Genomic DNA, 24658 nt, shown 5'->3' on the forward strand with positions numbered 1-24658 from the left:
AACGATTGCTGCTGGCTGCATCAAGGAGATTACTTATGACGTGCACTGCAACCCCGGCCCTGCTCACCGCCCCGACGTTGCCACAGGCCCTTCGAAACGGCATCAATGCCCTGGCAGCCGCACAGCTGCTGGTCGATATCGCACCCTACCCTGGCATGGATGACGGCGATCTGATCGAGCTGTTCTGGAACAACTGTTTTGCGGCCTCACGGCGGGTGACTGCCTGCGAAGTCGGCATGCCTACCCGACTGCGTGTTCCGGAAAGTTTTGTGCAGGAGGGTGTCGCTCAGGTTCATTACCAAATCATGCAGGTCGGCCGCGCCCCAGCACGTTCGGCCATGACGCACCTGCGTGTGAAAACCAACTCCCCCGGAGGCCTGCCCTGCGCCCTCTACAGCGATGAAAACCAGAACCTTGCCCCGGTGGGTCTGCCGGACACCATTCGCCGCTACGGCGTGAATGCCAGCCAGGTGCGGCGGGGGATTCCGCTGACCATCGAGCCCTACCTGAACATGACCACCGGCGATGCCATCACCCTGCGTTGGGGCGACGCACGCATGGACCTGCCGAAGATACAGGCCAAGGCCGTCGGCCAGGCGGTGCAGGTTTGGGTGCCGCCGACGTTGATAGTCGAGGCCGGCGACGACAGCCGGTTGGAGGTGACTTACTGCATTCTGGACCGGGTCGGCAACAATTCGCGCTGGGCGCCAGCCCGGACGCTACGTATTGCCGCCAGCGCGATCACCCGTCCGGCCGGCACCGCGCCGGTCTATCAGCCACGCCCTCTGGGCTCACCCTGTGAACCCGGTTGATCGCCCTTCTATGCATATTCCCAAAAGTTAGTTTATTTAAATATTTAACAAGCTTAGGGTATATGCACCGGACCACCGGACATCTTTGATTTTTCTGTTTTCATTTCATTGAATGCGAGGTCGGTATGGTCAGAATTACCCCGGTGCACAACGCCAGGGCATTACGTGCAGCCAAGGAGCGGCGCTGATGTCTAACTTGGCTCTAACACCCCCCCAACGTGATCTGGACGTAGCACCGCTGCTGTTGCCGGCCGCCGTGCTGCGCAACGACGCCGAGGCGCTGAACGCCGCCCATGAGCTGGCCGAGGCCGCGCGCCTGCAAGCCGCCACGCGCGATCAGCAACGCAAGCTGCCATGGGCACAGATCGAACAGTTCACCCGCAGTGGGCTAGGCAGTATTTCCATTCCCCGCGAATACGGCGGCCCGCAGGTGTCATTCGTGACGCTGGCCGACGTGTTCGCAATCATCAGCGCGGCAGACCCGGCCCTCGGGCAGATCCCGCAGAACCATTTCGGCATCCTGCACCTGTTGCAGGGCGCTGCCACCGAGCGCCAGAAAAAGCAGTTGTTCCAGAGCGTGCTCGACGGCTGGCGCATCGGCAACGGCGGCCCGGAACGGGGCACCAAAAACACCCTGGAACTCAAGGCGCGCATCACCGCCAAGGGCGACGGTTACGTGATCAGCGGCCAGAAGTTCTACTCCACCGGTGCGCTGTTTGCCCACTGGGTAGCGATCAAGGCGCTGAACGATGACGGCAAGCAGGTCATGGCGTTCGTGCGCCGTGGCACCGAAGGGCTGCGCATCGTCGATGACTGGTCAGGCTTCGGCCAACGCACCACCGCCAGCGGTACGGTGCTGCTCGACCAGGTACCGGTCGACGCCGACCTGGTGGTCGACAACTGGCGCATCGGCGAAAGCCCGAACATCCAGGGCGCCGTCTCGCAATTAATCCAGGCCGCGATCGACGCCGGCATCGCCCGTGGTGCTCTGGATGACACCATCAGCTTTGTTCGCGAGCGCTCACGGCCCTGGATCGACGCCAAGGTCGAACGCGCCAGCGATGACCTGTATGTAATCGCCGATATCGGCAAGCTGAAAATCGAGCTGCACGCCGCCGAAGCGCTCTTGCGCAAGGCCGGCCAAGTGCTGGATCAGGTCAGTGCCGCGCCGATTACCGCGCAGTCCGCTGCACGCGCCTCAATCGCCGTGGCCGAGGCCAAAGTGTTGACCACTGAAGTGTCGTTGCTGGTCAGCGAGAAGCTCTTTGAACTGGCCGGCAGTCGCGCCACCCTCGCTGAGTTCAACCTCGACCGGCATTGGCGCAACGCGCGCGTACACACGCTGCACGACCCCGTGCGCTGGAAGTACCACGCGGTGGGCACCTATCGCTTAAACGGCACCCTGCCTGCTCGCCACTCCTGGATTTAACCGACCAGACCTCTGGAGAAATACGCATGACCCTTTCTCATCACGTCGCGGTTATCACCAGCGATGAACAAGCCCTTGTTGTCGCCAGCGACCTGGCCGAAGACTTCCGCCGCGACAGCGCCCAGCGCGACCGCGAACGCCGCCTGCCGCTGCCCGAGTTGGACGTGTTTTCCCGCTCCGGCCTGTGGGGCATCAGCGTGCCGAAGGCATACGGCGGAGCAGGCGTGTCCAACGTCACCCTGGCGAAGGTCATCGCCTTGATCGCCCAGGCCGACGCCTCCCTGGGCCAGATTCCGCAAAACCATTTCTATGCCCTGGAAGTGCTGCGCGTGAATGGCAGCCCGGCGCAGCAACAACGCCTGTACGCCGAAGTACTCGCCGGCCAGCGCTTTGGCAATGCCCTTGCAGAACTGGGCACCAAGACCGCTCACGATCGCGTCACGAGCATCACCCGCGACGGCGACGGTTTTCGCATCACGGGCCGCAAGTTCTACTCAACCGGTGCGATCTACGCGCAACGCATCCCGACCTCAGTGGTGGATGAGCACGGCGTGCAGCAGTTGGCGTTTGTACCGCGCGACAGCGAAGGCCTGAGCGTGATTGACGACTGGAGCGGCTTTGGCCAGCGCACCACCGGCAGCGGCTCGGTAGTGTTCGATAACGTGTGGGTCGCGGCCCACGACGTGCTCCCTTTCCAAAGCGCCTTTGAACGCCCGACTACCGTCGGCCCGCTCGCGCAGATTCTTCATGCTGCCATCGACACCGGCATCGCCCGCGCCGCCTTTGAGGATGCGCTGCACTTTGTGCGCACCAAGACTCGCCCATGGATCGACTCCGGCAACGACAAGGCCACTGAAGACCCGTTGACCCTGAAGAGCTTCGGCCACTTGAGCATCCGTCTGCACGCCGCAGAGGCATTGCTGGAACGCTCAGGTGAATTCCTCGACCGCGCCCAGGCCGACAGCAATGCCGAGACCGTTGCGGCTGCCTCGATTGCCGTGGCCGAAGTACGCGCCTTGAGCACCGAAATCTCCCTGGCCGCCGGCAGCACCTTATTCGAACTCGCCGGCAGCCAGGCGACCCTGGCCGAGCACGGCCTCGACCGCCACTGGCGCAACGCACGGGTGCACACCCTGCACGACCCGGTGCGCTGGAAGTACCACGCGGTAGGCAATTACTACCTCAATGCTGAAAACCCGCCACTGCGGGGGACCATTTGATGGCGAAGAAAAAGATCCTGCTCAATGCCTTCAACATGAACTGCATCGGGCACATCAACCACGGCCTGTGGACCCACCCACGAGATACGTCCACCCAGTACAAGACCATCGAGTACTGGACTGAGTTGGCGCAAACCCTGGAGCGTGGGCTGTTCGATGGCTTGTTTATCGCCGATATCGTCGGCGTGTACGACGTCTATCAAAACTCCATCGACGTGCCGCTCAAGGAGTCGATCCAACTGCCGGTCAACGACCCGTTGCTGCTGGTCTCGGCCATGGCTGCGGTCACCAGGAATCTAGGCTTCGGCCTGACCGCCAATCTCACCTATGAGCCGCCGTATCTGTTCGCCCGACGCATGTCCACGCTTGATCACCTGAGCCGTGGCCGGGTGGGCTGGAACATCGTCACCGGCTACCTCGACAGCGCCGCCAAAGCCATGGGCCTTAGCGAGCAGGTCGAGCATGACCGGCGCTACGACCAGGCCGATGAGTACCTGGAAGTGCTCTACAAACTCTGGGAAGGCAGTTGGGAAGACGACGCGGTGCTCAACGATCCGCAAGCGCGGGTCTACGCGCAGCCGGGCAAGGTGCACAAGGTCGAGCACCATGGCGAGTTTTATCAGGTGGAGGGTTATCACCTGTGTGAACCGTCGCCGCAACGTACGCCGGTGCTGTTCCAGGCCGGCAGCTCGGACCGTGGCTTGCTGTTCGCCGGACGCCATGCCGAGTGCGTGTTTATCAGCGGGCAGAACAAAGCGTCGACCAAGGCCCAGGTGGACAAGGTGCGCGCCAGTGCAGTCGAGGCCGGGCGGAATCCGGATGACATCAAGGTGTTCATGGGCCTCAACGTAATCGTCGGCGCCACCGAAGAACAGGCCTGGGCCAAGCATGCCGAGTACCTGAGCTATGCCAGCGCGGAGGCCGGCGTGGCGCACTTCTCGGCGTCCACCGCGATTGATTTTTCCCAGTACGAAATCGACGAACCGATCCAGTACGTGAAGAGCAACGCAATCCAGTCGGCCACCAAGAACCTGCAAAACAACGACTGGACCCGGCGCAAATTACTGGAGCAGCACGCCCTCGGCGGACGCTATATCACCTTGGTCGGCTCGCCCGAACAAGTCGCTGACGAGCTGGAATCGTGGATCAGCGAAACCGGGTTGGATGGCTTCAACCTGACGCGGATTGTGACGCCGGAAAGCTATGTGGACTTTATCGACCTGGTGGTGCCGGTGCTGCAGAAGCGGGGGTCGTACAAGACCGAATATGAGAACGGCACGCTACGGGAAAAAGTCTTCCACGGCAGTGCTCGCCTACCTGAACAACACACCGGCTCGACCTACCGCCACTGAACAAAAATGTGGGAGGGGGCTTGCTCCCGATAGCGGTGTATCAGTCACCGGATTGGTTTGCTGACACTCCGCTATCGGGGGCAAGCCCCCTCCCACATTGGATCTGCATTGTTTGTCCTAATACCTTATGACTGGAAATCCACTATGAAAAAGACATTCCTCAATAACCCAGTCAAAGCACTGGCCCTGGCCTTCGGGTTGTTCAGCTCGGCGGTGTTCGCCGCCGATGCACCGTTGAAAATCGGCACCACCGCGGCCTTCGCAATTCCCCTGGAAGCCGCAGTCGCTGAAGCCGGCAAGCAAGGCTTGAAAGTCGAGCTGGTGGAGTTTACCGACTGGATCGCGCCCAACGTCAGCCTGGCCGCCGGCGATATTGACGTGAACTACTTCCAGCACATCCCCTTCCTGGAAAACGCCAAGGCCGCCGCCGGTTTTGACCTGGTGCCTTACGCGCCGGGCATCATCAACAACGTCGGGCTGTATTCGAAAAAGTACAAAAGCTTCAACGAGCTGCCCGAAGGCGCCAGCGTGGCCATCGCCAACGACCCGATCAACAGCGGTCGCGGCCTGCAACTGCTGGCCAAGGCCGGCTTGATCACCCTCAAGCCGGGTGTGGGCTACAAGGCCACCGAAGAAGACATCGTCGCAAACCCAAAGAAAATCAAAATCCTGCAAGTCGAGGCCGTGCAGCTGGTACGTGCCTATGACGATGCAGACCTGGTGCAGGGCTACCCGGCGTATATCCGCCTGTCCAAGACTTTCGACGCGGAATCGGCGCTGCTGTTCGACGGCCTCGACCACCCGGAATACGTGATCCAGTTCGTGATCCAACCGAAGAGCAAAACCGACCCGCGTGTGATCAAGTTCGTCGACATCTACCAGCACTCGCCGGTGGTGCGCGCTGCGTTGGATAAATCCCTTGGCAAGCTCTACCAAGTGGGTTGGGAAGATAAAAAATGACCGCCGCCCACTCTCAACTGCGCGACCTGAGCACACCGCCCAGGGACGCCGAGCAGACTGAACTGCATCCAGACCTGAACCGCGCGCACGTGCGCTTTATCAACCTGGGCAAGACCTACGACGGCACGGTGCATGCCCTGCAAGGCATCGACCTGGCGATCCAGCGCGGTGAGGTGTTTGGCATCATTGGCCGCAGCGGTGCCGGTAAATCCTCGCTGATCCGCACCATCAACCGGCTGGAGCAACCGAGCAGCGGGCGCGTGCTGATCGATCAGGTGGACATCGGCGACTTCGACGAAGACCGCCTGGTGGCGCTGCGTCGGCGCATCGGCATGATCTTCCAGCACTTCAACCTGATGTCGGCCAAGACCGTGTGGCAGAACGTCGAATTGCCGCTGAAAGTCGCCGGCGTGCCCAAGCTCCAGCGTGAGCAAAAGGTGCGTGAGCTGCTGGAATTAGTGGGTTTGCAGGACAAGCACAAGGCCTACCCGGCGCAGCTTTCCGGTGGGCAGAAACAGCGCGTGGGCATCGCCCGTTCGCTGGTGCACGACCCGCAGATCCTGCTGTGCGACGAAGCCACCTCGGCGCTGGACCCGGAGACCACCCAATCGATCCTCGGCCTGTTGCGCGAGATCAACCGGCGCCTGGGCCTGACCATCGTATTGATCACCCATGAGATGGCGGTGATCCGCGACATCTGCGACCGCGTGGTGGTGCTGGAACACGGGCGCATCGTCGAGCAAGGCCCGGTGTGGCAAGTGTTTGGCAACCCGCAGCACGAGGTCAGCAAGACCCTGCTGGCGCCGCTGCAACATGGGCTGCCGGAAGAACTGCAAAGCCGGTTGCAGCACTCGCCGTCATCAGCGGACGCTGCAGTGGTGTTGCGCTTGCAGCTCACCGGCAGTGCCAGCGATGAACCGGACCTGGCCGCGCTGTTCAGCGCTCTCGGCGGGCGCGTGCGCTTGCTGCAAGGCGGTGTAGAACGCATCCAGGGCCATGCCTTGGGGCAATTGCTGCTGGCGGTGAATGGCTCACCCCACAGCGCCGAAGAACTGCGCAACCGCGCCGCGAATTGGGCACAACAGGCGGAGGTGCTGGGCTATGTGGTTTGATCGTTTAGTACAGGGCGCCATCGACACCTTGTTGATGGTCGGCGTGTCGTCGCTTATTGCATTGCTGGTGGGGATTCCACTGGCGGTGTTTCTGGTGACCAGCGACAAGGGCGGCATCTACCAGGCGCCGGCGCTGAACCGGGTGCTGGGGGCCTTCGTCAATCTGTTCCGCTCGATTCCTTTTTTGATTTTGATGGTGGCCTTGATCCCGTTCACCCGGCTGATCGTTGGCACCACCTACGGTGTGTGGGCGGCGGTTGTACCGCTGACCATCGCCGCGACACCGTTCTTCGCGCGGATCGCCGAAGTGAGTTTGCGCGAGGTCGACCACGGGCTGATCGAAGCCGCACAGGCCATGGGCTGCCGTCGTTGGCACATCATCTGGCATGTGCTGTTGCCCGAAGCGCTGCCGGGAATTGTCGGCGGATTTACGATTACGCTGGTGACCATGATCAACTCGTCAGCCATGGCCGGCGCGATTGGGGCCGGAGGCTTGGGCGACATTGCGTACCGCTACGGCTATCAGCGTTTTGACACGCAGATCATGCTGACCGTGATTGTGCTGCTGGTGGTGCTGGTGGCGGTGATTCAACTGAGCGGCGATCGCCTGGCGCGGGTGCTGAACAAGAGGTGAGGTATAGTGGGGCCCTCTCAGCGCCCGGTATTCACCGTCATGACCCTCAAGCCCGACGATCTCAACCAGATCACGTCCACCACCCTCGGCCACTACAACACAGTGGCCGAGGACTTCCGTGAAGGCACTCGCGATCACGATGTAAGCCAGAATATCGACGCACTGCTGCGGCATCTCCAAGGTGCTGCGCCGTTCACCGTGCTGGATTTCGGTTGCGGGCCGGGACGGGATTTGCAGACGTTTACGCGAATGGGCCATATCGCCGTCGGCCTGGACGGCTCGGAGCGCTTTGCGCAGATGGCGCGCGAAGACAGCGGCTGCGAGGTGTTGCAGCAGGATTTCCTCAAGCTGGACTTACCCGCTGAACGCTTCGATGGGATCTTTGCCAATGCGGTGCTGTTTCATATACCCAAGCAGGAACTGCCACGTGTGCTCAAGCAACTGCATGGGGCGCTGAAGCCTGGGGGTGTGCTGTTCAGCTCCAACCCGCGGGGTGAGAACCAGGAAGGCTGGAATGGGCCGCGCTATGGGGCTTATCACGACCTGGAGGCGTGGCAAACACTGCTCACCACCGCTGGGTTTGTGGAGCTGGAGCATTACTACCGGCCGGCGGGGTTGCCGCGTGAGCAGCAGCCTTGGCTAGCCAGTGTCTGGCGCAGACCTTAGAGGCAACGCACTTCAAATGTGAGAGGGGCTTGCCCCCGATAGCAGTGGATCAGTTGGAGCATCTTTGACTGACCCACCGCCATCGGGGGCAAGCCCCCCTCCCACATTTTTAACCGTGTTCTTCCTGTTGGGGTTCGCGGATCTTGTACCAGGCCACATACAGCGCCGGCAGGAACAACAGCGTCAGCAAGGTGGCGATGATGATGCCGCCAATCATCGCGTAAGCCATCGGCCCCCAGAACACTTCCCGAGCAATCGGGATCATGCCCAGACTCGCCGCTGCCGCCGTGAGCAGGATCGGACGACGCCGATGCTCGGTGGCTTCCACCACCGCGTCCCACGGCGTGTAGCCGGCCACTTCATATTCGTGGATCTGCGTCACCAGGATCACCGAGTTGCGGATGATGATGCCGATCAGCGCCAGGATACCGAGGATCGCAACAAAGCCCATGGGCGTGCCCGTGGGGATCAACGCCAGCACCACGCCGATCAGCCCCAACGGCGCGACACTGGCCACCAGGAACATCTTCTGCACGCTGTGCAGTTGGATCATCAGGAACGTCGCCATCAGGAACAGCATCAACGGCACCACGCTGGCAATCGGGCCTTGGGCCTTGCCGCTTTCTTCCACGGTACCGCCCGTGGCGACCTTATAGCCCACCGGCAGGCCGTCGCTGAATTTGTCGATCTCCGGCTTGAGCTGCTTGACCAAGTCGGTCGGCTGCATCTCGTCACGCACCGAGGCCTTGATGGTGATGGTCGGCTTGCGGTCGCGACGCCACACCAGCGGCTGCTCCAGTTCATAGCGCACAGTGGCGAACGCCAGCAGCGGGATCGAGGTGCCGTTGGGCGTGACAATTTGCAGGTTCTGCAAGGTTTCCGGGGTACCGCGCTCGGCGTCCTCGGCGCGGCCGACCACGTTGATCAGGTAGATATCGTCGTGCACCTGAGTCACCGAGGCGCCGCTGACCACGCTGTTCATCAACTGCGCCACGTCTTCGGATGACAGCCCGAGCTGGCGCGCCTTGTCCTGGGCAATGTCGATGCGCAGCACTTTGCCCGGCTCGTTCCAGTCGTAGATGATCTCGCCCAGGTGGGTGTTTTTATCCAGCAGGGTCGCCAGTTCGATGGCGTGCTTGCGCACCTGGTCGGTGTCTTTGCCGGACACGCGATACTGAATCGGGCGGCCCACCGGCGGGCCCATTTCCAACGGCTGCACAAAGCTGCCGATACCGACGAAGTCATCACGCAGGCGTTTTTGCAGGCGCGCGATCAGCTCACCGCGTTCTTCCAGGCCTTTGCTGACGATCACCAACTGCGCGTAATACGGGTTTTCCAATTGCTGATCGAGGGGCAGGTAGAAACGGATCGCGCCCTGGCCGATATAGGTGCTCCAGCGCGTAATGTCCGGGTCGTCCTTGATGATCGCTTCGAGGCGATCAACAGCCTTGCGCGTCTCGTTGATCGAGGCGTTTTGCGGCAGGTTGAGGTCAACGAGGATTTCCGGTCGGTCCGACGACGGGAAGAACTGGTTCTGCACGAACTGCATGGAGAACACCGACGCCACGAACAGGCCCACGGTGATGCCGATGGCCCACCAACGGTTGCGCATGGCCCACAGCATGCCGCCATTGAACGCACGGCCGATGCGCCCCGGCTCAGCGCTGTGGGGTTTCACCTTGGCACTGAGGATGTGCACGCCAATCACCGGCGCAAACAGCACCGCTACCACCCACGACACCAGCATCGCTACGGCAATCACCGCGAACAGGGTAAAGGTGTACTCCCCCGCCGAACTGGCGTTGAGGCCAATCGGCACGAAACCGGCGACGGTCACCAAGGTACCGGTAAGCATCGGGAATGCCGTGGAGGTGTAGGCGTAGGTGGCGGCCTGCTCCTTGGTTTCGCCTTTTTCCAGGCGCGTGATCATCATCTCCACGGTGATCATCGCGTCGTCCACCAACAGGCCGAGGGCGATGATCAACGCACCGAGCGACACGCGCTGCATGGTGATGCCGCTGTATTCCATGAACACGAACACCAGCGCCAGCACCAATGGAATCGAGCACGCCACCACCAGCCCAGCGCGCATGCCGAGGCTGATAAAGCTCACCACCAACACGATGATCACCGCTTCGAACAGCGCGCTGGTAAAGCCGCCGACGGCCTCTTCCACCACCTCGGCCTGGTCGGAGACCTTATGCACACCGACGCCCACCGGCAGGTCGGCGGTCAGTTCGTCCATGCGCGTGTGCAGCGCCTTGCCGAACGACTGGATGTTGCCGCCCTTCTGCATGGCGATGGCCAAACCAATCGCCGGCTTGCCGTTGAAGCGGAACATCGGCCGCGCCGGGTCGACGTAGCCACGGGTAATCTCGGCGATGTCCGCCAGGCGATAGAAGCGGTCATTGAGGCGCAAATTGACATCGGCCAGGTCTTTCTCCGAAGCAAACTGCCCGGATGTGCGCACTGAAATCCGCTCAGGCCCGGCCTCGATCACCCCGGCCGGGGTCACCGCGTTCTGCGATTGCAGGCTCTGCACCACCTGGCGCTGGTCAACGCCCAACGCAGCCAATTTGCGCGTGGAGAAATTCAGGTAAATCACTTCGTCCTGCTGGCCGATCATCTCGACCTTGCCCAATCCCGGCACCGAACGAATCTCGGCGCGCACCTGCTCCACGTAGTCGCGCAACTGGCGCATCGACAGGCCGTCGCCGGTAAAGGCGTAGACCGAGCCGAACACATCACCGAATTCGTCGTTGAATGACGGCCCCTGCAAGCCCTGGGGGAAGCTACCGCGAATGTCGTCGATCTTCTTGCGGACCTGGTACCAGATCTCCGGGATGGCCTTGGCGCTGGTGGTGTCCTTGAGGAACACGAACACCGTGGATTCACCCGGTCGCGTGTAGCTTTTCACGTAGTCGAGGGAGTCGAGCTCTTCGAGTTTTTTCTCGATGCGGTCGGTGACCTGCTTGAGGGTTTCTTCCTGGGTCGCGCCCGGCCAGCGGGTCTGGATCACCATGGTCTTGATGGTGAACGAGGGGTCTTCCTCGCGGCCCAGGTTCATGTACGAGAACACGCCCATCAGCAGCGCGACGAACATCAGGTACCAGACGAAGGACTGATGCTTGAGGGCCCAGTCGGATAAGTTGAAGCTCCCTTTCATCGCGGGCTGTCCTCGTCGATTTTGACTTTTTGCCCAGGCTTCAGGCTGTTTACGCCGGCGGTGACGATACGTTCGCCGGGTTTGACCCCACCGTTGAGCAAGGCGCTATCAGCATCACGGCTAAGCACTGTGATGTCGCGCGGTTGCACGGTCTGGCTTTGGGTGTCGAGGATCCAGATGCGGGTCTTGCCGTCGACATCCTGCAAGGCGCTCAGGGGCAACTCGATGCGTGGAGCGATGGCCGAACTCAAGGTCACACTGATCGCCGTGCCAAGGCGGAACGCGGGCGGTGTTTCGGCCAGGGTCAGGCGCGCGCGACGGGTGCGCGTGGCGCTTTGGGCCTGGGGTTCGATCTCGCGCACAGTGGCAGTGGTGTTGACGCTGGGATCGAGTTGCCCGGCGACGAGGAACACCACGTCCGGGGGCAGCCGCTCGGCGAGACCTGCGGGCAGGTCGATCACCGCCTCCTTGATGTCCGGGCGCGCCAGGGTCACCACTTGCTGACCGGCGCTGACCACTTGGCCAGCCTCAGCGTTCCAGGCGGTGATAATACCGGCGTGGTCGGTGCGCAGCTCGGCGTAGTTGAGCTGGTCCTTGGCTTGGTTGACTGACGCTTGGGCCTGGTGGAGAGAGGCCTGAGTGGTTTTCAGATCGGTCTGGGCGATATCCAACTGCGCCTGGGCGCCGACGCCACGGTTGAACAATTCCTGCTGGCGGCGAGCGTTGGCCTGGGCGTTGATGAATTGCGCCTGGACGCGAGCGAGGTCGCCTTGGGCGGCGCGCAACTGGTTTTGCTGGTCGGTGGGGTCAAGGACAGCGAGCAAGGCCCCCTTCTGCACTTCAGCCCCCACATCCACGGCGCGGCGGGCGATACGCCCCGACACGCGAAACCCCAGGTTGCTTTCGTAGCGCGCCTGGATGGTGCCGGCGAAGCGGCCGAGGGTTTCCTGGTCTTCGGCCTTCACTTCCATGGACAGAACTGGGCGCACCGGCTCGGGCGCGGGTTCTTCCTTGGAGCAGGCCATCAGCAACAGGCTGGCGGCGAGTATGAGCGTCAGGCGCTTCATGGCTTGGCTCCCTGCTGGGCAATCTCGACCAACATGCCGGGATGCAGCAATTGCCCACCGGCCACGACGACTTTTTCGCCGCCTTTAAGGCCGTCACTGATGATGACCTTACCGGTGAGGTACCGCGCCACCGTGACTTTATGCAACTGCGCCTTGCCGTCGCCGTCGACCAGCCACACGGCGGGTTCGCTCAAGTCTTTGGTCAATGCCGACCACGGCAGCTCGACGCTGGGCTTGGCCGGACCATTGGCGGTGGCGCTGACCACCGAACCGAGCTGCATGCCTTTAGGCAGAGATTGCAGCGCAATCTTCACCTGCACCGTGCCGGTGTTGGCCGCAACGGCCGGCGTGACTTCACGGACTTTGCCCTGGGCCTTGATGCTGGGGTTATCCAACAGGCTGACGGTGATCGGCGCGTCAGGTGGCGGCTCCACCAACAGGGATTCATAGACGTTGAACACCGCGTCGCGCTCGCCATCGGTGGCCAGGCTGAAAATCGGCACGGTGGCTTGCACCACCTGGCCGACTTCAGCTTGGCGTGCGGTGATCACTCCCGGCGCATCCGCAATCAGCGCGGTATAGCCGAGTTGTTCACGGGCGTTGGCCAACTGGGCCTGCGCGGCGGCCAGGGCACTTTGGCTGCTGCGCAGCGCGGCCTGGGCAGAATCGTATTCGCTGCGGCTGGTGTAGCCCTTGGGCAGGAGTTTTTCCTGGCGCACAAAGGCAGCGGCAGTCTGTTTGACCCGCGCCTGTTCCGCCACGACCTGGGCCTGAGCGGAATCGACGTTGGTTTGCAAATCCTTGGGATCGAGCTTGGCCAGCACTTGTCGGGCGCTCACGCGGTCGCCCACATCCACCATGCGCTGGATGATTTTTCCGCCGACGCGGAAGGACAAGTCGGTTTGCACACGCGCCTGGATATCCCCGGTCAGCGTGACTGCCGCGGCGAAATCCGCGGGCTGCACGGTTTGCACAAATACTCGGGAATGCTGCTTGGGTTCAGCCTTTTCCTGGCCGCAAGCGCTCAGCAACACCACTAAACCCAAACCGACGATACAGATGGAAATACGACCGCCCATGCAGACTCCTTGTGCGCGATGCGATGTGCCAGTGTGTATGCGACTGTGAGCTTAGATCAGGGTTCCTTATCTGCATGGGGAAGGCGTATTGAGGGGGGGTCACCGGCCTCATCGGGGCATAGGTATCTACACAACGTTGGCTCAACGCTGAACGTCCGGCAGATAGGGCTGTTGTGGCGAGCGGCTTGTCCCGCTCGCCACAGGGAGATTTGTCAGGGTTTGAAAGTTGTGTAGATACCCATGCTCCCAATAGCGGCATAACAGTCAGCGCAGAACTAGCCCTGCCACTTCCCGCCTTCAACAATCACACTTTCAGGTTTGGTGTCATCGCTCAGTTCTTTACGCACATATTGGTCATACAGCTTGAGCAGGAATTTCTCCTCACCCAACTTCGCCAACTCGGCATTCACCCAGTCACGCAGTTCGACGTTGCCCTTCTTCACGGCAGGCGCGATGGGCGCTTCGTCGCCGAGTTTCTCTTCCAGCACGCGGTAGCCTGGGTTCTGCTTGGCCCAGCTGAACAGCACCAGGTTGTCCTGGGCATAGGCATCGCCACGGCCAGCCGACAACGCTTGCAGCGACTCGGAGTTTTTCTCGAACTTGAGCAGTTTCCAATCCGGGTGGTTCTTGGTCAGCCAGATGTCAGCAGTGGTGCCGGTGGTGACGATAGTGGTGCGGGTGGCCAGGTCGTCCAGGCTTTTGACCGAGCTGTCGTTCGGCACCAGGGCCTGTACCGCGACTTTCAGGTTGGGGTTGGTGAAATCCACGGCGTCCTTGCGTTCCGGGGTCACGGTCATGTTGGCGAGGATCAGGTCGACCTTGTCGCTTTGCAGGAACGGAATGCGACTCGCCGGCTCGACGGCGACGAATTCGACTTTGTTTTCATCGCCTAACAGGTCTTTGGCGAATCGACGGCCAATGTCGGTATCGAAGCCGACGTAGCGACCAGCTTCATCCACGAAACCAAACGGTGGTTTGTCAGTGAAGACACCAACGATCAGCTTGTCGCGCGCCTTGATCTTGTCGAGGTAGCTCACGGCAGCAGCAGGTTTGGCGGGCTCTTCGGCCTTCTTATCGCAGCCGGCCAGTAAGGCGACGGCCAACAGTGGCAGCAGTAACTTTTTCATAGCAACTCCAGTTCCTTGGTTTTCTTGGGCAGTGTTGACACAAAGGAGAACTTCTCCAGGAACTGCTGCGCGCGTGCGGTTTGCGGGTTCGTAAAGAATTCTTCGGGGGTGTTGTGTTCGAGGATGCGACCGGCCTCCATAAACACCACGCGGTCGGCGACGGCGCGGGCGAAGGCCATTTCATGGGTGACGATGAGCAGGGTCATGCCATCGCGGGCCAGGCCTTGGATCACTTCCAGCACTTCCTTGACCATCTCCGGGTCGAGGGCGGCGGTGACTTCGTCGAACAGCATGACTTGAGGGTTCATGCACAGCGAACGGACGATGGCGATGCGTTGCTGCTGGCCGCCGGAAAGCTGGCGCGGGAAGGCATCGCGTTTGTCAGCCAGGACCACGCGTTCCAGCAGTTTCTCGGCCTGCTCGCGGGCCTCGCGGGGGTCGCGTTTTTGCACTTTGAGCGGGCCGAGCAGGATGTTGTCGAGCACACTCATGTGCGGGAACAGGTGGTAGCTCTGGAACACCATGCCGATGTCCTGGCGTACCTGGCGCCAGTCGGTATTTTTTTCCAGCAACTCCTTGCCGGCAAACCGCAGGCTGCCGCTGTGGGCCACTTCCAACCCGTTAAGGCAACGCAACAAGGTGCTTTTGCCGCAGCCGCTGGGGCCGAGGATCACCACCACTTCACCGCTTTGCACACTCAGGTCGATGCCCTTGAGCACCTGCTGGTCGCCGAAGAATTTGTTGAAACCCTGGAACTCGATCAATGCGCTCATGCTTGGGCCCAGCGCCGTTCCAGCACCTTGGAGGCGGCCGACAACGGGTAGCAGATAAAGAAGAAAAACAGGAACAGCACGCCGTAGATCAGAACCGACTCATAGGTGCGCTCGATGATTTGCTGGCCCACCTTGATCACATCCACCACGCCGATCAGCACCGCCAGGGAGCTGGTCTTGATGATGCGCGTGTAGACGTTGATGGTCGGCGGGGTCATACGCTTGAGGGCCTGAGGCAGCAAAACGTAGCCGTATAACTGCGGGTCGGACAAGCCAATCGACAGGCCGGCTTCGCGCTGGCCACGGGGCAGCGAGTGCAACGCGCCGCGTACCACCTCGCCCACTTCGCTGGCGCCCCACAACGACAGCACCAGCACCGCGCACCAGAAGCTCGGGATGCTCAGGCCAAAGAAGATCGGCAGGCCAAAGAACAGCAGGTACAACCACACCAGCACTGGAATCGCCCGGAACAGCTCCAGGTATACCCGCAGCACCGCGTTGATCAGCCTGTTGTTCAAGGTGCGCAGCACGCCATACAACACGCCGCCGACCGTACTGAAGGCGATGCTCAAAAACGAAATCGACAGGGTTTGCGCAGCGCCCTTACCCAATTGCGGCAACGACACCCACAACAACTCAAGACCCGAACTGGCCATGCTGGAGCCTCCTTTCCAAGCGGCTGAGCAGCAGCGATAGCGGCAAGAACAACAGCACGCAAATCAGCGTCAGCACGGCGAGCATTTCGTAGGTCTTGTAGTAGAGGGCGATGTAGCTCTTGGTGGTGTAGAGAATCTCCGGCACCGCCACGGCAGAGACCACGGTGGTCTCCTTGAGCAAGAAGATGAAGTTGGCGAACAACGCCGGCAGGCTGAGGATGCCCGCTTGAGGCAGGATCACGTGGCGCAGCAGTTGCCAGTGGGACAGGCCAATGGACTTGCCCGACTCGATCTGCGCCAGCGGCACCGCTTCCACACCCGCGCGCAGCACTTCGGTGAGGTAGGCGCCGCCCAGGAAAGTCATGGTAATGATGGCCGCCCAGAACCCGGAGATATTGAAGCCCAGGGCCGGCAACGCGAAGTACACGAAAAACAGTTGGATCAGCAGCGGCGTGTTACGCGCCAGCTCCACGTACAGCGCCACCAGGCGCGACAGGTAGGGCGTGCGAAACACCAGCAGTGCGGCGTTGATCAGCGCCACCAACAGGGAAGTGGCAATGGCGATCAGGCCCACTTGCAGCGTGACGCCCACGGCTTTCAGAAACGCCGGCAGGGTGCTGAGGATAAAAGCGAAATCGAAGGTCATCTTGAGTCCATATCGCCGCATGGGTAATGCCGCGAGCGCAGTCCGTTCCGGCGTGGGTAACGCCGGGTAGCGCGAACTCTAAAGGTATAAAAAGCAAAATTTAAATACCTAAATAGCATATTGATATCACCCAAAAAGATAACCCCCGGATTCGCGGGTTGGACAGGTGGCAGCTATGGTTGGGGGGTCTGTTTTTCGAGGGAATGAACCATGAACAAAGCGAAACCGATTGATCCGCAGGAGCTGGTGAAGTGGTTGGTGGCGTTGCGCAGGGCGATTAACAGCCGAGCTCTCTAAAACCACGAAAAATCCAAAGTAAGATGAAGATCAAGTGTGGGAGGGGGCTTGCTCCCGATAGCGGTGGTTCAGTCAGTACATCTTTGACTGACACACCCCTATCGGGAGCAAGCCCCCTCCCACATGTCGATTGCATTCCAAATTCCAGGCATAAAAAACGCCGACGCTCTAAAAGCCGTCGGCGTTGAAACCTTGAAGGGGGTTTTGAGTTACATCAGAACGCCGGCACGACCGCGCCGTTGTACTTCTTCTCGATGAATGCTTTCACTTCCGGGCTGGTCAGGGCCTTGGACAGTTTCTGAATAGCGTCGCTGTCCTTGTTGTCCGGGCGAGCCACCAGGAAGTTCACGTAAGGCGAGTCGGCACTTTCGATGATCAGCGCGTCCTTGGCTGGGTTGAGGCCAGCTTCCAGGGCGTAGTTGGTGTTGATCAAATCCAGGTCAACCTGGTCCAGCACGCGTGGCAGCAGGGCCGATTCCAGCTCTTTGAACTTCAGGTTCTTCGGGTTGCTGGCGATGTCTTTCGGCGTGGCCAGGGCGTTGGTCGGGTCTTTCAGGGTGATCAGACCGTTCTTTTGCAGCAGCAACAGGGCACGGCCGCTGTTGGAACCTTCGTTCGGGATGGCAACGGTGGCGCCATCTTTGAGCTCAGAAATATTCTTGATCTTTTTCGAGTAACCGCCGAAGGGTTCAACGTGCACGCCAACCACGGTAACCAGGTTGGTGCCCTTGCCCTTGTTGAAGTTTTCCAGGTACGGCAGGGTCTGGAAGTAGTTGGCGTCCAGGCGCTTCTCGGCAACCTGCACGTTTGGCTGTACGTAGTCGGTGAAGACTTTGATTTCCAGGTCCACGCCTTGCTTTTTGAGGGCTGGCTTGACCAGTTCGAGGATCTCAGCGTGCGGCACTGGGGTCGCGGCTACGACCAGTTTCTCGTTGGCCTGGGCGAAGCCGGCAGTCAGGGCAGCCGCCAGAGCGGTAAACAACAGAACCTTTTTCATGCAGTGTCCTTATCGGAATTCCGGGGGCGTCGGTGACGACCGTTTTTATGTGGTGTGCCAGCGAAGTGCTATCGCGGCGTGAAACGGACAATACCTATATTTTTTATTCCCGAACAATATCTTTTATTCACGTTGATATTCCATTTTGCTCATACAGGAATTTTCGCAATGATTCCTGCTCGGCAGGACTGGCAGCGTTGAAAATCCGCTGCAGCTGCTCCACCGGTGAACCCGCCACCGGCAGGTTCAAATGTTCGGGCAAAATCTCGTCGCCGCTGCTGACCAGCAAGGCAAAGTGAATAACGTTCTCCAGCTCGCGCGTATTGCCCGGCCAGCTGTGGTGCTCCAGGACTCGCTGGGCAGCGTCGCTGATCAACGGCACCGGCAGGTCCAGGCGCTGGCTGTAGATGCCCAGAAAATATTCCGCCAACGAAAGGATGTCGCCGACCCGCTCGCGCAGCGCTGGCAAGTCCAGTCGGCCTTCACTCAAGTAATGGAACAGTCGCTCATGAAACTTGCCCGCCGCCACGGCCTGGGCCAGATCAATACTGGTGGCAGCTACCAAGCGCACATCCACCGGGCTGGGCTGATGGGCGCCGACGCGGGTAACTTCGTGGTTTTCCAGGGCTGCGAGCAATTTCACCTGGATCGGCAACGGCAAGTCGCCGATCTCATCCAGGTATAAGGTGCCGCCATTGGCCGAACCAAACCACCCGGCCCGGCTGCTGGCCGCGCCGCTGTGGGCGCCCGCCGCGTAGCCGAACAACTCGGCGTCGGCGTAGGTGGGACTGATCGCGCCGCAATTGACGGAGACAAACAGCCCGGTGCGATCACTGCCCCGGTGAATATGCCGCGCCAGCAGTTCTTTACCGCTGCCGGTCTCGCCGCGAATCAACACGGGCAAAGCACGCGGTGCGAGGCTTTCCAGCTCTTCGCGCAGTTGACGCGAACGCGGGTCGACGAACACCAGTGCCTTGGCACGAATGCTCAGCGGGCTCTTTTCGGCGTCGGGGAAGGTCAGCAACGGCTGGCCGAAGGTTTCATGCAGACTCATGGCAGGCTCCCGCCCCAAATCCACTCAGGGACGGGGCGTTGAAAAAATTTATGCGCTACGCCGGGCGTGGTGCTCAAGGCGGCTTTGCAGGCGATAGAGGTAGGCGAAACCCTGCTCCCAACGCTGGTGGCCGGACTTCACATTGATATGGCCGGCGCCGGACAGGATGCCGGCTTCGGCGCCCCAATTGCGCGCCAGTTCCAGCGCACGCGGGGCGCTGACGGCACTGTCGTTGTCGGAGCTGACCACCTGACTGGGAAAAGGCAGCAAGTCGGTCGGGATCGGCGCGAAGTTGCGCAGGGCTGGAGAGCAAGCCGGGCGTTCGACATCAGCCGGCGCCACCAGCAAGGCACCGCGCACCTGCCGCAAGTACTGCAACGGCGCAGCGGCGGCCCAATGGGCCACAGTGATGCAGCCAAGGCTATGGGCGATCAGGATTACCGGCGTGCTGTCGGCAGCGATGGCTTCAGCCAACGCAGCCACCCAGTCTTCGCGACGCGGGGTGAGCCAATCGGCCTGCTCAACGCGCGCGCTGTTGGGCAAGCTATTTTGCCAATGGGTTTGCCAATGATCTTCTGGCGATCCTTGCCAGCCCGGCACGATCAGATAACGAATCGACTCGCTGTGCATGGGTGTGCCCTCCTGCAGCGTTTAACGTTGTAGGACAGTATAGGGACGAGGGTTATATTCGTTAAGGAATAAGAAGCTATTTATTAATAACCAAAAAACCAAATGTATCTAGGCTCAAAATGTGGGAGGGGGCTTGCCCCCGATGGCGGTCCGTCAGCAACAAGTAGGTGGCTGATCCACCGCTATCGGGGGCAAGCCCCCTCCCACATTGACTCGATTTCACATTCAATTTGCAGTGGTTTTTAGATGACGTGATGGGTACGAGGCATGCAGTCGATGGTGCGATTTACCACGGTCTTGGCCATTTCCAGCAAATGCCACACCGCATGGACTTTCGAGCGGTCGTGCGGCTGCAGGTGCTCACAACAGTCCCATACGGTGGCCTAGACGCTGTGAATCAGATGGGCGATACAGAGTTGGGCGTCCTCGAAACTGAGGTTGTCGTTGGCGACGAGACAGTCAACGGGTTGATCAGGAAGTGCTTTGGTCATGGTGCAACTCCTAGTGAACACCGGAGCTACCACTAGCGCTGCTAAACGATAGGTGGCAGCTGTACGCGGGTTAGCAGACTGGCCAATAGGAACACCAGCGCACCCGAGGGTGCCCCACGCACAGCCACCATAAATGGAGATGTGAACCGTGTGCCTATTGAAATCAGGCTGCTAAACCCGATCACTGGAAACCAGCGACGGGCCGAAGACTAGCCATCCATTCCAACAGCCGCAAGGCGGCGGGGATTGTCTCGGAAACGTCCTGCAATTTAAAAGGACATGACTTGCTGGCCCTTTAAAAACCATGACGGTTCTTAATGGCAGCACTGACGAGCTTTCGCTTCTGACCATGGCACATGACTGCGTTAAATAGCCGCCTTCATTTCCTCCCCCGCCCGAGCCCCATGGACAACTCCAACATCGCGATCACCCTAGTTTTGATATCTGCCCTCATGCACGCCACTTGGAACGCAGTCGTCCGGGCCGGGAGCAGTCGCTTGATGACCTTGGCCATGGTCGACGGTACGGCGTTGCTGATCTGCCTGGCGGCGCTGCCGCTGGTGAATGCGCCAAGCCTGCAGGTGTGGGGCTACGTGCTGGTTTCCGTAGTGCTCAACACCGCCTATCGATTGTTCCTGATCAAAGCGTATGAAACCGGTGATTTCGGCCAGGTCTACCCGGTGATGCGTGGAGTGCCACCGGTTCTGGTCGCACTGTTTTCTTACGTCCTGCTGAATGAGCATCTGTCGTTCCACGCATTGGGCGGGGTGTTGCTGATTTGTGTAGGCATCATCAGCCTGACATTCGTGCGAAGGATGACCGCGCGCATGTTCAAACCAATCTTGATGGCCGTATGTGCTGGTGCGTTTATCGCGTCATACACGGTGGTGGATGCCAAAGGGGTAAGAGCCAGTGAGACGGTGCTGCAATACATCCTCTATCTGACGGTATTCCAGAGCATTCCGATTCCGGCGCTGGCGTTTTTCAAGAAGCGTTTGGCATTCGCCGAGGCCATTCGCAACCATTGGAAAGTCGGCGTTATGGGCGGCGTTCTTTACCTCACTTCCTACGGATTGGTGCTGTTTGCGCTGTCCCTGGACGCGGTGGCCAAGGTCTCAGCGTTGCGGGAAACCAGTGTTATTATCGGCGCCATTATTGCCGCGCTGTTTTTTCACGAGCGGTTCGGCTGGCGGCGGATGCTTTCGGCGTTCGTCATTGTTTGCGGGATCATCCTGATCAAAGTGAGCACCTGATGGGCCAACGTCCGCCACCTACTCCCATGCTGCAAGCCTTCGTCAGCGCTGCGCAAACGGGGAGTTTTGCGCGCGCCGCCTCCCAGTTGAACCTGACCGCCAGTGCGATAAGCCATCAGATTGCAGGGCTGGAGGAGTGGTGGGGCGTGCAGTTGTTCGAGCGCCACTCTCGGGGCGTCAATCTCACCGCTGCGGGACAGGCTTTGTTGCCGGTGGCTGACGGTTTTTTCAACGCGCTTGAGGCGGTGTTGCAAACACTTAACCCGAGCAAGTCCCAGCCGCTTTACCTCTCGTGCACGTCTTCTCTGTGTTCCAGCTGGCTGATTCCCAGGATGCATGGTTTTCACTCCGACGCTTCATTGAATCTCGACCTGGTATTGACCAGTGCGGATATGAACAGCACCCATCTCGGCGCCCATCCATTCGATGTTGCGATTGTGATGGGATACGGCAACTACCCGGATCATCATGCCGAGCTACTTATGCGCGATGCCCTGTTCCCGGTTTGCTCGCCGGCATTTCAACAAGCGAACGGCGATATTCCGCTGACAGATATTGCGCGATACCCGCTCATTCACCGCGTGGACGATCAAGTGTGCACGGGGTGGGAAAGCTGGTTTGCATTTCAGGGCTTGGCGGCTGCGCCTTATCACCATGGGCCGCGCTTTCCGGACTCAAGCCTGGCAATCAGCCTGGCGGTGAAGGGGGGCGGGATTGCGCTGGCCAGAACAGCGTTGGTGTATGACCGGTTGGAAGAAGGTGCATTAGTCACGCTAGGCGGCCCGGTGATGATGTCGCCGGCCGCGTACTACGTTATTTGTCGGAATGGGCGGCAGTCGGAACCTGATATCGCCAGGTTGATTAACTGGCTAAAAGAGAGCGTTAGAACGTTTCAGCGAGAAGTTGAACTCCGGTATCCACAAATCGCTGGGGTTGGCGCACTTTGAACGTGTGGTATTGCTGAAACCCAGGCAAAAAAAAAGGCCGCACCCTGCCAAGGAGACGGCCAAAAAATTGTCGAGGCTTTTGAAGCTAACGTGCAGTAATCACCGACAGTTTGGTAATCCCCGCGCGCTCGATAGACGCCATGGCTCGCGCCACTTCGCCGTAGTTCACTCCGTCATCCGCCTGCAGTTGCACCCGCACATCGGGGTCCTTGGCCTTGGCCGCCTGCAGGTTGAATTCCAGCAGGTCCGGCTGGATTTCGTCCTTGTTGATAAACAGCTTGCCGGCGCCGTCGATGCTCACCACCAGCGGGTCTTTCTGCTCCACCGGCGCCACGGCCTCGGTCTTGGGCAGGTTGATCGGGATCGCGTTGGTCAACAGCGGCGCGGTGACGATAAACACCACCAGCAGCACCAGCATCACGTCTACCAGCGGCGTGACGTTGATCTCGCTCAGCACTTCATCGCTGTCTTGCGTGGAAAAGGCCATTTCAGGACGCCTCCTTCACTTTTTGCGGGTTGCCGGCAACGCTTTTGTTGAGCGCCGGGTGCAGCAGCACACGGAAGGAATTTTTCTGCGCCAGGCTATAGAAGTCGTGGGCGAAGTCATCCAGGTCGGCGGCAGTCAGCTTGAGGCGACGCAGGAAGTAGTTGTAAACCAGCACCGCAGGTACGGCGACGGCGATCCCCACGCCTGTTGCAACCAGTGCGGCACCGATGGGGCCGGCGACGGTTTCCAGGCTGGCGGAACCGGCGGCGCTGATGCCCTTGAGCGCTTCCATGATCCCCCACACGGTGCCGAACAGGCCGATAAACGGCGAGGTGCTGCCGATACTGGCGACCACGGCCAAACCGGTCTCCAGAGAGCGGCGCTCACGTACGATCTGCTGGCGCAGGGCGCGTTCGAGGCGGTCCTGATGGTTGATTGCCTGGCTCAAGTCGGCAGCGTGAGGCGCATCGCCAACCTGGATCGCGGCATAACCGGCCTGGGCCACGCGAGCAGCGGCACCCGGTTGGGTCTCTGCCAATTCAGCGGCCGAATCAAGACTCGACGCCGCCCAGAACTGTTTGTGGAACTTGCGATCCTGGGCCTTGAGGCGACCGAACTGCACGCCCTTGAGCAAGGCCAAGCCCCAGGTGGCGACCGAAAAGACCACCAGCAGCCAGATCACCGCGCTTTCGATGGATTCAAGTGGAGATGCTAATGCCATGATGTTTTCCCTCTGTACAAGTCGCGGCGTGTGCAACACACCGAAGCGCAATAGTTAGTGAATCTTGAAGTCGATCGGAACGCTGACCCAGCCGTCCTGGGCCACATCGCCCTGCTTGGCCGGCACGAAGCTCCAACGCTTTACGGCGGTCAGTGCGGCGTCGTCGAGTTGCTGGCGACCGCTGCTTTTCTGGATCTGGATCTCACCCGGCTTGCCGCTGGCCAACACATGAACCCGCAACAACACCGTGCCTTCCCAGCCCCGGCGCTGGGCCAGTGACGGGTATTCAGGTGCCGGGTTCTTCAGGTACGCGGCGTTGGCAGAAGCCGGAGTAACCGGGGCGGGCGCAGGCGCGGCGACCGGCGCTGGCGCAGGTGGCGCAGGGACCGGTGGCGCCGGCGGTTGCTCTACCGGTTTGGCGACCGGTTTGGGCACGGGTTTTGGCACCGGCTTGGGTTTCGGAATCTTTTTCGGCGCCGGCTTGGCAGCCAACTCATCCACCACAGGGGGCGGTGGCTCGACCACAGGCGGCGGTGGTGGTGGTGGCGCAGGCGGTGGAGGTTCAACCACTGGCGGCGCTGGCTGGGAAAACTCGATGGTCATCGGTGGGATTTCCGGCGGCACAATCGGCAGCACTGGCGTCGCCTTCTGGCTCACCCAATAGATCACCGCACCGTGCAGGGCCAGCACCAGCAGCCCCAGCAGAATCCCTTCGCGGCGGCTAGAAAAACGCTTTGGAGTCTTCTGCGTTCGCAGTTGCCCCAACGGCGCGCGGTGCGGCCGGCCAAGGTCGACCAACTCACCACCAGGTGCCTGACGCCATAGCGCCTCGTGTGCACTGGCGGCGGTCTGGACATTGCCCATTGATTCACTCCCTACGGTCTTAAAACAAAAACCGACAGGCCTGCGTGGAAGGCCGTCGAGGGCTGAATCATCGGGGCCAGACGCTTATCTCTTAAAGTAATCTTTGAAGTTATACATAGATCTAAATTGAATAAACGAAGCCGGCACGAACGCCCAAGCCAGAGCCTGCAAGGCCTGGCGCCGAGGTGTGTTTTTTCAATGCTTTTCAGGCATAAAAA

At 60.5% G+C, this 24658-nt stretch carries 23 protein-coding genes; 10 read left to right on the forward strand and 13 right to left on the reverse strand.

All coding sequences use genetic code 11. The annotated features are described in order from the left end of the window. The first annotated feature begins 35 nt into the window (after positions 1 to 35). The 8 genes from CKW32_RS25640 (at position 36) to CKW32_RS25675 (ending at position 8185) form a co-directional block, all read left to right on the forward strand. Positions 36 to 812, forward strand: coding sequence for a hypothetical protein (locus CKW32_RS25640; RefSeq protein WP_095186298.1), 777 nt, complete (start codon positions 36 to 38; stop codon positions 810 to 812). 187 nt (positions 813 to 999) lie between these two features. Beyond that, positions 1000 to 2241, forward strand: a complete 1242-nt coding sequence (locus CKW32_RS25645; protein ID WP_032884917.1) for an SfnB family sulfur acquisition oxidoreductase — start codon at positions 1000 to 1002, stop codon at positions 2239 to 2241. 26 nt (positions 2242 to 2267) lie between these two features. Further along, entirely contained in the window at positions 2268 to 3461 is a 1194-nt protein-coding gene (locus tag CKW32_RS25650) for an SfnB family sulfur acquisition oxidoreductase (protein WP_095186299.1), read from the forward strand. Beyond that, positions 3461 to 4813, forward strand: coding sequence for an LLM class flavin-dependent oxidoreductase (locus CKW32_RS25655; RefSeq protein ID WP_095186300.1), 1353 nt, complete (start codon positions 3461 to 3463; stop codon positions 4811 to 4813). Before CKW32_RS25650 ends, CKW32_RS25655 begins: the two co-directional genes overlap by 1 nt. A 144-nt stretch (positions 4814 to 4957) precedes the next feature. After that, on the forward strand, positions 4958 to 5773 hold the full coding sequence (locus CKW32_RS25660; RefSeq protein WP_032884914.1) for a MetQ/NlpA family ABC transporter substrate-binding protein: 816 nt from the start codon (positions 4958 to 4960) through the stop codon (positions 5771 to 5773). Continuing rightward, a complete protein-coding gene (locus CKW32_RS25665) occupies positions 5770 to 6885 on the forward strand; it encodes a methionine ABC transporter ATP-binding protein (RefSeq protein WP_095186301.1) in 1116 nt (371 codons plus the stop codon). Before CKW32_RS25660 ends, CKW32_RS25665 begins: the two co-directional genes overlap by 4 nt. Further along, positions 6875 to 7519 carry a methionine ABC transporter permease gene (locus tag CKW32_RS25670; RefSeq protein WP_003187635.1) on the forward strand — a complete coding sequence of 215 codons (645 nt, stop codon included), beginning with the start codon at positions 6875 to 6877 and terminating at the stop codon, positions 7517 to 7519. Before CKW32_RS25665 ends, CKW32_RS25670 begins: the two co-directional genes overlap by 11 nt. A gap of 39 nt (positions 7520 to 7558) precedes the next feature. Continuing rightward, entirely contained in the window at positions 7559 to 8185 is a 627-nt protein-coding gene (locus CKW32_RS25675) for a bifunctional 2-polyprenyl-6-hydroxyphenol methylase/3-demethylubiquinol 3-O-methyltransferase UbiG (protein WP_095186302.1), read from the forward strand. A 109-nt stretch (positions 8186 to 8294) separates the two neighbouring features. Here the strand turns inward: CKW32_RS25675 and CKW32_RS25680 are convergent, their stop codons facing one another. The 10 genes from CKW32_RS25680 to CKW32_RS25725 form a co-directional block, all read right to left on the reverse strand. After that, a complete protein-coding gene (locus CKW32_RS25680; protein ID WP_095186303.1) occupies positions 8295 to 11351 on the reverse strand; it encodes an efflux RND transporter permease subunit in 3057 nt (1018 codons plus the stop codon). After that, positions 11348 to 12418, reverse strand: coding sequence for an efflux RND transporter periplasmic adaptor subunit (locus CKW32_RS25685; RefSeq protein WP_095186304.1), 1071 nt, complete (start codon positions 12416 to 12418; stop codon positions 11348 to 11350). The genes CKW32_RS25680 and CKW32_RS25685 overlap by 4 nt, the downstream gene beginning before the upstream one ends. Further along, complete coding sequence (locus CKW32_RS25690) at positions 12415 to 13497, reverse strand: efflux RND transporter periplasmic adaptor subunit (RefSeq protein WP_095186305.1); 1083 nt, start codon at positions 13495 to 13497, stop codon at positions 12415 to 12417. The genes CKW32_RS25685 and CKW32_RS25690 overlap by 4 nt, the downstream gene beginning before the upstream one ends. Before the next feature lie 275 nt (positions 13498 to 13772). After that, the gene (locus CKW32_RS25695) at positions 13773 to 14624 is read right to left on the reverse strand and encodes a transporter substrate-binding domain-containing protein (RefSeq protein ID WP_095186306.1); all 852 of its coding nucleotides are present in this window, start codon (positions 14622 to 14624) and stop codon (positions 13773 to 13775) included. Further along, a complete protein-coding gene (locus CKW32_RS25700) occupies positions 14621 to 15397 on the reverse strand; it encodes an amino acid ABC transporter ATP-binding protein (protein WP_095186307.1) in 777 nt (258 codons plus the stop codon). The genes CKW32_RS25695 and CKW32_RS25700 overlap by 4 nt, the downstream gene beginning before the upstream one ends. Continuing rightward, complete coding sequence (locus CKW32_RS25705) at positions 15394 to 16053, reverse strand: amino acid ABC transporter permease (protein WP_033898855.1); 660 nt, start codon at positions 16051 to 16053, stop codon at positions 15394 to 15396. The genes CKW32_RS25700 and CKW32_RS25705 overlap by 4 nt, the downstream gene beginning before the upstream one ends. Next, positions 16034 to 16699 (reverse strand): amino acid ABC transporter permease, encoded by a 666-nt coding sequence (locus tag CKW32_RS25710; RefSeq protein ID WP_032884903.1) that lies wholly within the window; start codon positions 16697 to 16699, stop codon positions 16034 to 16036. The genes CKW32_RS25705 and CKW32_RS25710 overlap by 20 nt, the downstream gene beginning before the upstream one ends. A 511-nt stretch (positions 16700 to 17210) precedes the next feature. Beyond that, the gene (locus tag CKW32_RS25715; protein ID WP_095186308.1) at positions 17211 to 17993 is read right to left on the reverse strand and encodes a MetQ/NlpA family ABC transporter substrate-binding protein; all 783 of its coding nucleotides are present in this window, start codon (positions 17991 to 17993) and stop codon (positions 17211 to 17213) included. A gap of 127 nt (positions 17994 to 18120) precedes the next feature. Continuing rightward, complete coding sequence (locus CKW32_RS25720; RefSeq protein ID WP_032884899.1) at positions 18121 to 19047, reverse strand: sigma 54-interacting transcriptional regulator; 927 nt, start codon at positions 19045 to 19047, stop codon at positions 18121 to 18123. 48 nt (positions 19048 to 19095) lie between these two features. Then, on the reverse strand, positions 19096 to 19677 hold the full coding sequence (locus CKW32_RS25725) for an alpha/beta hydrolase (RefSeq protein ID WP_032884898.1): 582 nt from the start codon (positions 19675 to 19677) through the stop codon (positions 19096 to 19098). 895 nt (positions 19678 to 20572) lie between these two features. Here CKW32_RS25725 and CKW32_RS25735 point away from each other — a divergent pair. Together CKW32_RS25735 and CKW32_RS25740 are read left to right on the forward strand one after the other, a co-directional pair. Beyond that, positions 20573 to 21421 carry an EamA family transporter gene (locus CKW32_RS25735; protein ID WP_032884895.1) on the forward strand — a complete coding sequence of 283 codons (849 nt, stop codon included), beginning with the start codon at positions 20573 to 20575 and terminating at the stop codon, positions 21419 to 21421. Next, positions 21421 to 22368, forward strand: a complete 948-nt coding sequence (locus CKW32_RS25740; protein ID WP_095186309.1) for a LysR substrate-binding domain-containing protein — start codon at positions 21421 to 21423, stop codon at positions 22366 to 22368. The genes CKW32_RS25735 and CKW32_RS25740 overlap by 1 nt, the downstream gene beginning before the upstream one ends. An 85-nt stretch (positions 22369 to 22453) precedes the next feature. On the opposite strand, the gene CKW32_RS25745 is transcribed toward CKW32_RS25740, so the two are convergent. Genes CKW32_RS25745 through CKW32_RS25755 form a run of 3 tightly spaced genes read right to left on the reverse strand, consistent with a single transcriptional unit; the run spans position 22454 to position 24440 of the window. Then, positions 22454 to 22855, reverse strand: a complete 402-nt coding sequence (locus tag CKW32_RS25745; RefSeq protein WP_010565408.1) for a biopolymer transporter ExbD — start codon at positions 22853 to 22855, stop codon at positions 22454 to 22456. Position 22856: 1 nt separating this feature from the next. After that, positions 22857 to 23576: a MotA/TolQ/ExbB proton channel family protein gene (locus tag CKW32_RS25750; RefSeq protein WP_371854034.1), complete on the reverse strand. Its 720-nt coding sequence runs from the start codon at positions 23574 to 23576 to the stop codon at positions 22857 to 22859. Between the two features lie 54 nt (positions 23577 to 23630). Next, positions 23631 to 24440: an energy transducer TonB gene (locus CKW32_RS25755; protein ID WP_032884892.1), complete on the reverse strand. Its 810-nt coding sequence runs from the start codon at positions 24438 to 24440 to the stop codon at positions 23631 to 23633. Between the last annotated feature and the right edge of the window lie 218 nt (positions 24441 to 24658).

This window comes from Pseudomonas sp. Irchel 3H9 (genome assembly GCF_900187495.1).
Taxonomy (GTDB): domain Bacteria; phylum Pseudomonadota; class Gammaproteobacteria; order Pseudomonadales; family Pseudomonadaceae; genus Aquipseudomonas; species Aquipseudomonas sivasensis.

Coding starts and splice junctions, on each gene's coding strand:
- CKW32_RS25640 (WP_095186298.1), top strand. CDS start 36: ATGACGTGCACTGCAACCCCGGCCCTGCTCACCGCCCCGACGTTGCCA.
- CKW32_RS25645 (WP_032884917.1), top strand. CDS start 1,000: ATGTCTAACTTGGCTCTAACACCCCCCCAACGTGATCTGGACGTAGCA.
- CKW32_RS25650 (WP_095186299.1), top strand. CDS start 2,268: ATGACCCTTTCTCATCACGTCGCGGTTATCACCAGCGATGAACAAGCC.
- CKW32_RS25655 (WP_095186300.1), top strand. CDS start 3,461: ATGGCGAAGAAAAAGATCCTGCTCAATGCCTTCAACATGAACTGCATC.
- CKW32_RS25660 (WP_032884914.1), top strand. CDS start 4,958: ATGAAAAAGACATTCCTCAATAACCCAGTCAAAGCACTGGCCCTGGCC.
- CKW32_RS25665 (WP_095186301.1), top strand. CDS start 5,770: ATGACCGCCGCCCACTCTCAACTGCGCGACCTGAGCACACCGCCCAGG.
- CKW32_RS25670 (WP_003187635.1), top strand. CDS start 6,875: ATGTGGTTTGATCGTTTAGTACAGGGCGCCATCGACACCTTGTTGATG.
- CKW32_RS25675 (WP_095186302.1), top strand. CDS start 7,559: ATGACCCTCAAGCCCGACGATCTCAACCAGATCACGTCCACCACCCTC.
- CKW32_RS25680 (WP_095186303.1), bottom strand. CDS start 11,351: ATGAAAGGGAGCTTCAACTTATCCGACTGGGCCCTCAAGCATCAGTCC.
- CKW32_RS25685 (WP_095186304.1), bottom strand. CDS start 12,418: ATGAAGCGCCTGACGCTCATACTCGCCGCCAGCCTGTTGCTGATGGCC.
- CKW32_RS25690 (WP_095186305.1), bottom strand. CDS start 13,497: ATGGGCGGTCGTATTTCCATCTGTATCGTCGGTTTGGGTTTAGTGGTG.
- CKW32_RS25695 (WP_095186306.1), bottom strand. CDS start 14,624: ATGAAAAAGTTACTGCTGCCACTGTTGGCCGTCGCCTTACTGGCCGGC.
- CKW32_RS25700 (WP_095186307.1), bottom strand. CDS start 15,397: ATGAGCGCATTGATCGAGTTCCAGGGTTTCAACAAATTCTTCGGCGAC.
- CKW32_RS25705 (WP_033898855.1), bottom strand. CDS start 16,053: ATGGCCAGTTCGGGTCTTGAGTTGTTGTGGGTGTCGTTGCCGCAATTG.
- CKW32_RS25710 (WP_032884903.1), bottom strand. CDS start 16,699: ATGACCTTCGATTTCGCTTTTATCCTCAGCACCCTGCCGGCGTTTCTG.
- CKW32_RS25715 (WP_095186308.1), bottom strand. CDS start 17,993: ATGAAAAAGGTTCTGTTGTTTACCGCTCTGGCGGCTGCCCTGACTGCC.
- CKW32_RS25720 (WP_032884899.1), bottom strand. CDS start 19,047: ATGAGTCTGCATGAAACCTTCGGCCAGCCGTTGCTGACCTTCCCCGAC.
- CKW32_RS25725 (WP_032884898.1), bottom strand. CDS start 19,677: ATGCACAGCGAGTCGATTCGTTATCTGATCGTGCCGGGCTGGCAAGGA.
- CKW32_RS25735 (WP_032884895.1), top strand. CDS start 20,573: ATGGACAACTCCAACATCGCGATCACCCTAGTTTTGATATCTGCCCTC.
- CKW32_RS25740 (WP_095186309.1), top strand. CDS start 21,421: ATGGGCCAACGTCCGCCACCTACTCCCATGCTGCAAGCCTTCGTCAGC.
- CKW32_RS25745 (WP_010565408.1), bottom strand. CDS start 22,855: ATGGCCTTTTCCACGCAAGACAGCGATGAAGTGCTGAGCGAGATCAAC.
- CKW32_RS25750 (WP_371854034.1), bottom strand. CDS start 23,576: ATGGCATTAGCATCTCCACTTGAATCCATCGAAAGCGCGGTGATCTGG.
- CKW32_RS25755 (WP_032884892.1), bottom strand. CDS start 24,440: ATGGGCAATGTCCAGACCGCCGCCAGTGCACACGAGGCGCTATGGCGT.